The organism is Bacillus sp. P4_D3 (genome assembly GCF_056401855.1).
The window spans coordinates 1-6,476 of the sequence record NZ_JBFUIN010000171.1 but is presented as its reverse complement, the minus strand read 5'-3'; the positions used below and the strand labels follow the sequence as shown (position 1 = coordinate 6,476).

Sequence of the window (6,476 nt, the reverse complement as noted above, 5' to 3'; positions counted from 1 at the left end):
CACTAAAGCAACTGCTGTTCCTGTTAAAAAAATAACTGATAAAATTGCCATCGCTTTAACTAGTTTTGTACGCTGTCCTAGATTAATAGAAACTTCTTCTCCTAAAGAAAGAATGGTAATAGATTTTGATATGAACAGTGCTAAAACTATCCCAATTATCCCAAAAGGTATCGTAATTTTAATTATATTAGGATCCACTTGATCTAACTTTGCATTAAACCAAAAACTAACATTTTGAGAAATTTGGAAATACGAAGCCATCGCGGCCGATACACTACTTAAAAATGTTCCAATAACTGTTCCTATAATTGCTAATCTAACAGGGGATAATCCATTTTGAAGGAGTGAACCAAAACCGAACACGATACCGGCTCCTAGTGCAGATCCAATCATTGAACATAAAACCATACCGATCGATGACATTCCTGGAAGGAAAATCATACTAAGTGTAATAACAAAGGCTGCACCATCCGTCACACCCATAATAGAAGGGGATGCAAGATAGTTTCTTGTCATCCCCTGCATAAGTGCTCCTGATATGGCTAGAAATGCTCCGACTAAAAGAGCTGCAACTACCCTTGGTAAACGTGAAGTAATAATAATATTATGATTTACATCGCTGGAATCAAAATGAAATAAAGCATTCCACACTGTTTCAGCATCAATGTTTTTCGCCCCATATAAAACAGAAAGTATAACTGTAAATAAAATCAATATGGGCGCTATACATAAAATGGTTACTGGTACCGCATTCGTTTTCTGCATATCATTCAACGCACCTTACTTATTGTATTATTTAGATAAATTTTTCACTGCTTCTTTTAAGAATGCTGTTTTACTCCAAGCTGTGCCACCTTGTGCCATTGGATCTACAACGTTTACAAATACTTTCTTTTCTTTCGCAGCATTCATACTTTGCCAAATTGGATTGCTTTCAATTTCTTCTAGCACTTTCGGGTTTTTATTTTCACTTGCCTCATATTGTAAGAAAATATAATCTGGGTTAAGTTCAGCAAGTTTTTCAAATGAAATTTTCTCTTGTGCTTTTACAGTTTTAAGTTGTTCTGGAGCAGTTAGTCCAAGATCTTTATAAATTACAGGGTTGAAGTATACTCCTTCTGGATATAGGAATAATTCATTTGCTCTTAGTCTAATTACAAGTACTTTTTTGTCTTTTAACTTATCTCCTAATTTTGCTTTTGCTTTTTCAGCGTCCGCATTGTAATCTTTAATAATTTTTTCTGCTTTATCTTTTTTACCAGTTAATTCTCCCATTAACTTTAAGTTATCTTCCCAATCTGTTGAAACGTGTGATACCGGGAACGTCGGAGCTACTTTCGTAAACTTTTCAGCTGTTTCTGCTGGGAATTTCGTACTAGATGTAATAACATCCGGTTTTAATTGAAGTAATGTTTCAAAATTAGGTTGCATTTTTTCACCCACAGATTTTGCACCCTCCAATTCTTTTTCAAGATACTTTGGTAATTTACCACCTACAGTAATTGCACCGACTGGTTTAATTCCAAGTACTGCTGCATCTTCCATCGACTCTAAACTAGCTGTCGCAATTTTATCTACTTTTGCTGGTACTGTATATTCTTTACCTAAATATGTAATTTTTCGTTTTTCATCTTTTTTTGTTTCCGTAGCTTTTGTCTGTTGCTTTTGTTCCCCTGAAGTTTTATCCGTACTATTACATGCTGCTAAACCTACACTTAAAACTGTAACCATCCCTAATGTAAATAATTTCTTGTTCATCTTTATATATCTCCTCTCGAAATCTTTAAATATATTATTTCAACAATGAAACTTAATTATATGAAACTTAATCCTCATCTATATTTCACATCGTTAATAAATCTACGTAAAATGGAGAGCCATTCTCGTTCACTTCCCCTAGTCTTAAATTCTTTACCACCCTCACTCCGCGATAACCATTACCAATGATAATGATTATCGTTATTAAGTATATATTTAATATTAACTTATTTCAAGAATGATTTGAAAAATTTTAAAAAACTGAACAAAAAAGAAGTATCTCCTTTTTTCAGGAAGATACTTCTTTTTTTAGAAATCTATATGTAATTCAACTGGACAATGGTCTGATCCCATCACTTCACTATTAATTTTCGCATCGGTAATTTTATGTTTTAGCCTTTCAGAAGTTACAAAATAATCTAAGCGCCATCCGATATTTTTCGCTCTTGCTCCCATACGGTATGACCACCATGAATATGCTCCTTCTTGATCAGGGTATAAAAAGCGATATGTATCAACAAAGCCTTCTTCTAAAATATTTGTAAACTTCTCTCTTTCTTCATCCGAAAAACCAGGATTTTTTCGATTACTTTTCGGATTTTTTAAATCTATTTCTTTATGGGCAACATTTAAATCTCCACAAAAAACAACTGGTTTCTTTTCATCTAATCGCTTAATATAGGCCCTGAAATCATCTTCCCATTCCATTCTGTAATCTAAACGCTCTAATCCTCGTTTTGAGTTTGGCGTATATAACGTTATTATGTAAAAATCTTCGAATTCTAAAGTAATAACTCTTCCTTCTTGATCATGCTCTTCAATGCCTAAACCATACGTAACAGAAAGCGGTTCTTTTTTCGTAAAAATTGCCGTTCCTGAATAGCCTTTTTTCACAGCATAATTCCAATATGTATAATATCCCTCTGGATTTAAATCAATTTGTCCACATTGTAATTTAATTTCTTGTAGACAAAATATATCTGCATTGGATTCCTCAAGATATTCTAAAAATCCACCTTTTGCGATAACTGCACGCAAACCATTTACATTCCATGAAATTAACTTCACTTATAGTCCTCCTCTTGATGTTCACTTTCAAAGTTCATGCTATCACAAAATAGAAAAACAATCATACTTTCACCTTTGTAATCTTGCTCTTACATTTGTGAATACGTACATACGCACATGATTCAGGTTATACTAATTTCAGAGGTGATGATCTTTGCATAATGAAGGGTTTTCGTTAACAAATGAGTATTGGCAAGCAATTATTCATAATGATTCTTCATATGATAACAAGTTCTTTTATGCTGTGAAATCAACCGGGATCTTTTGCCGACCATCGTGCAAATCGAGAATACCGAATAAAAACAACGTACGAATTTTTCTAAATGCAGAGCAAGCACTGCATGAACACTTTCGTCCGTGCAAACGTTGTAAACCAAATGGGATAATTTTACCTAATGAAGAGTGGGTAGAACAAATTAAAGACTATATCGAAAAACATTATGACGAAGCACTAACTCTCGGCCTACTTGCAGAAATGTGCCACGGTAGCCCTTTTCATTTACAACGCACTTTCAAAAGACTGATAGGAATAAGTCCCATAGAATATATACAGCAATTTAGGATTGTTAAAGCGGCAGAATATCTTTCACATACAAATCAATCCGTTAAGGAAATTAGTACTGCTGTCGGGATAGAAAACACGGAGTATTTCGCGACTTTATTTAAAAAGAAGACAGGATTTACCCCTACTGAATATCGAAAAAAGCACGGAACAAAAGAGGAATGAAATAATGAAACCATATGAAAATAAAACTATATATTGGACATTGCTTATTCATAAACATTGGCGTATGCATATTGCCGCCACTTCAAATGGATTATGCTTCATCGGATCACAAAATAAAACTATTGAGGAACTAAATACGTGGGCTAAAAAAAAACTTCCACAGCATACATTCATCCAAAATCCAGATTATTTGCAAACATATACAAAAGAACTTGTCGAGTATTTGGAAAACAAACTAGAAACCTTTACAATTCCTATCGATATTTACGGAACTGCATTTCAATTATCTGTTTGGAGTACGGTACGTGAAATTCCTTATGGAAAGACATATTCTTATTCAGAGATTGCAGAAAGAATTCAAAATCCTAAAGCTGTACGTGCTGTTGGAGCTGCTATTGGAGCTAATCCTCTTCTAATTACAATTCCTTGTCACCGTGTTATAGGAAAAGATGGAAAGCTAACTGGTTTTAGAGGGGGATTAGAAATGAAGAATGAATTGCTCAAATTAGAAGCGCTTCGGGAGGAATAAATATGACAGAAGGTTGTAATGAAATATTATCTTTAGTCGTTCCAAAAGAATTTAGTTTTCAAGAAAACTTACGCTATCTATCACGTTCTAAAAATGAATGTATGTTTCATGTTGAAAACAATAAAATCTATAAAGTCATTCCTATTCAAGAAGTAAATCCTTTCGTTGAAATTTGTTTGAATGCCGATGATAATATTCAAATACGTTTTTTAGGAGAATCATATATCTCTGAAAAACGAGTCCGCGATGCTGTAGCTGACTATGTAAAAGAGTGGTTTGATTTAACTACTGATTTAGCTCCCTTTTATAAATTAGCAAAACATGATCGGCTCCTTCAAAAACCCCTTGAAAAGTATTATGGGCTTCGCACTTTAGGTATTCCAGATTTATTTGAAGCACTGTGCTGGGGGATTCTCGGTCAACAAATTAACCTCACATATGCCTATACTCTAAAAAGAAGATTAGTCGAAAACTTTGGCACTTATGTAGAATGGAACGATAGAAAACATTGGATATTCCCCTCACCTGAAGTAATAGCAAATCTAAGTGTAGAAGATCTCGCATTATTAAAAATGACTACAAGAAAATGTGAATACTTAATTGACATCGCACAGCTCATTACAGAAGGTAAATTATCAAAAGAATCTCTATTAGAAATACAAGATGTGAGGCTAGCTGAAAAACAATTAACTAGCATTCGCGGTATAGGGCCATGGACGGCTCACTATGTTTTGATGCGTTGTTTACGATTCCCTTCAGCCTTTCCAATTGATGATGTCGGCCTGCATAATGCTATCAAATTTATTACAGGTTCCGAAAAGAAACCGACTAAAAATGAAATAAAAGAATTTGCAGCAAATTGGACAAGTTGGGAGTCTTACGCGACTTTTTATTTGTGGCGGGTGCTATATTAAAATTTCCTAATAAAAAATAGATAGGAAAACCTATCTATTTTTTCACATGTAAAAACTTCACACATACTGGTTCTGGAACATTTATGCCCGTCTGTACAAGCGTTAACTTACCTGTAAATTCATTCCTAGTAAATAAAGTCAATGTATTAGATTTTTCATTCGCAGCAATTAAAAATCTTTCGGTCGGATCTAAAGAAAAGTCACGTGGCCAATCTCCTTCTGTCGATACTGTTTCAACAAAAGTTAGCTCCCCATTATGCTCGTTCACTCGAAAAACTACGATACTATTATGTCCTCTGTTTGCTGCGTAAACGAATTTGCCATCAGAAGAAATATAAATTGCACTTCCATAACTCTCTTCACTATACTCTTCAGGTAATGTCGAAATGTATTGTTTTTCTTTAAAACTGCCACTCTGTGCATCATATTGCAGTACAATAATTTCTGAACTTAGTTCCGTCATAACGTATGCAAGATGTTTATTGGGATGGAATACAAGATGTCTCGGACCGCTACCAGGTTTAACAGATAAACAAGCAGCTTCCATTAATCCTCCATCACTTTCTTTATATGTAACCACCTTGTCTATTCCTAAATCAACTGCTACTACATATTTTTCATCAGGAGTGAAATTCGCATAATGAGCATGTGCCTTTTCCTGTCTTTCCTTATTCAGTCCTGAACCTTTATGTTCTACAATTGTCGTAGCAGTATTTATACTTCCACTACCCTTTTTCACTATATAAGATTCAACTGTTCCTTTATGATAATTCGCTGCTACTACTGTACTATTCTCTCGATCCACACTTAAATGACACGGCGATGCCCCTTCTAAAAGTTGTGTATTAATCAAATCTAGATTACCCATTTTATTATGAATGGAAAAACTAGCAATTCCACCTAATCCATTATCTTTCGCAACAGAATAAAGGTACTCATTGTTATGACTAATCGTTACATATGTTGGATTTCCTATATGAGCTGCTAATTCAATCCCTTTAATCTTTCCAATTTTCGTATCAAGTATAAATTTATAAATCCCCTTACTATCCGCCTTTGTATATGTCCCTATATAACCATGATACTGATTTTCACTCATAACATTTCCCCCTTTTACACATGTCTTGTAAACAAGTTTCACCTTGTATTTTTTACTATAGAAAAGAACCAAGTAGTACTTCATGACTACTTGGTTCTCTTTTTAAGCTTGCTCTTCAAATCGTCTTGCGATTTCTACAATAACTTGAACAGCTTTTTCCATAGTATCTACCGAAACATATTCAAATTTACCATGGTAGTTTTCACCGCCAGTAAAAATGTTTGGTGTTGGTAATCCCATATATGATAATTGAGATCCATCTGTCCCGCCGCGAATTGGATGAATATTCGGTTCAATATTTAAACTTTTCATTGCCTCATAAGCAATATCAACAATTTCTCTCACCGGTTCAATTTTTTCAAGCATATTATAATATTGATC

At 34.1% G+C, this 6,476-nt stretch carries 8 protein-coding genes; 3 read left to right on the top strand and 5 right to left on the bottom strand.

Features of this window, described 5'->3' with window-relative positions; genetic code table 11:
• From AC1DTM_RS16040 to AC1DTM_RS16030, 3 genes are all read right to left on the bottom strand, one after another.
• Positions 1-765, bottom strand: a 765-nt coding sequence (locus AC1DTM_RS16040) for a FecCD family ABC transporter permease (protein ID WP_477000470.1), incomplete at its 3' end; no start/stop codon positions are given.
• Between the two features lie 27 nt (positions 766-792).
• A complete protein-coding gene (locus tag AC1DTM_RS16035; RefSeq protein ID WP_016105922.1) occupies positions 793-1,758 on the bottom strand; it encodes an iron-hydroxamate ABC transporter substrate-binding protein in 966 nt (321 codons plus the stop codon).
• A 309-nt stretch (positions 1,759-2,067) separates the two neighbouring features.
• On the bottom strand, positions 2,068-2,826 hold the full coding sequence (locus AC1DTM_RS16030) for an exodeoxyribonuclease III (RefSeq protein ID WP_016105923.1): 759 nt from the start codon (positions 2,824-2,826) through the stop codon (positions 2,068-2,070).
• Between the two features lie 154 nt (positions 2,827-2,980).
• Here AC1DTM_RS16030 and AC1DTM_RS16025 point away from each other — a divergent pair, with 154 nt between their 5' ends.
• From AC1DTM_RS16025 to AC1DTM_RS16015, 3 genes are read left to right on the top strand one after another with little or no spacing between them, the layout of a single operon-like run.
• The gene (locus AC1DTM_RS16025) at positions 2,981-3,553 is read left to right on the top strand and encodes a bifunctional transcriptional activator/DNA repair enzyme AdaA (protein WP_016105924.1); all 573 of its coding nucleotides are present in this window, start codon (positions 2,981-2,983) and stop codon (positions 3,551-3,553) included.
• A gap of 4 nt (positions 3,554-3,557) precedes the next feature.
• A complete protein-coding gene (locus tag AC1DTM_RS16020) occupies positions 3,558-4,082 on the top strand; it encodes a methylated-DNA--[protein]-cysteine S-methyltransferase (RefSeq protein WP_016105925.1) in 525 nt (174 codons plus the stop codon).
• Positions 4,083-4,084: 2 nt separating this feature from the next.
• Positions 4,085-4,996 carry a DNA-3-methyladenine glycosylase 2 gene (locus AC1DTM_RS16015; RefSeq protein WP_016105926.1) on the top strand — a complete coding sequence of 304 codons (912 nt, stop codon included), beginning with the start codon at positions 4,085-4,087 and terminating at the stop codon, positions 4,994-4,996.
• A gap of 34 nt (positions 4,997-5,030) precedes the next feature.
• Here AC1DTM_RS16015 and AC1DTM_RS16010 read toward each other — a convergent pair whose 3' ends face one another.
• Together AC1DTM_RS16010 and AC1DTM_RS16005 are read right to left on the bottom strand one after the other, a co-directional pair.
• The gene (locus AC1DTM_RS16010; protein ID WP_088099443.1) at positions 5,031-6,095 is read right to left on the bottom strand and encodes a lactonase family protein; all 1,065 of its coding nucleotides are present in this window, start codon (positions 6,093-6,095) and stop codon (positions 5,031-5,033) included.
• Positions 6,096-6,197: 102 nt separating this feature from the next.
• On the bottom strand, positions 6,198-6,476 hold a 279-nt coding region (locus tag AC1DTM_RS16005; protein WP_477000469.1), incomplete at its 5' end, for a M20/M25/M40 family metallo-hydrolase.

What these genes read in the sequence shown, in the direction of transcription:
- AC1DTM_RS16035 (WP_016105922.1), bottom strand. Translation starts at nt 1,758, where the DNA reads ATGAACAAGAAATTATTTACATTAGGGATGGTTACAGTTTTAAGTGTA.
- AC1DTM_RS16020 (WP_016105925.1), top strand. Translation starts at nt 3,558, where the DNA reads ATGAAACCATATGAAAATAAAACTATATATTGGACATTGCTTATTCAT.
- AC1DTM_RS16015 (WP_016105926.1), top strand. Translation starts at nt 4,085, where the DNA reads ATGACAGAAGGTTGTAATGAAATATTATCTTTAGTCGTTCCAAAAGAA.
- AC1DTM_RS16010 (WP_088099443.1), bottom strand. Translation starts at nt 6,095, where the DNA reads ATGAGTGAAAATCAGTATCATGGTTATATAGGGACATATACAAAGGCG.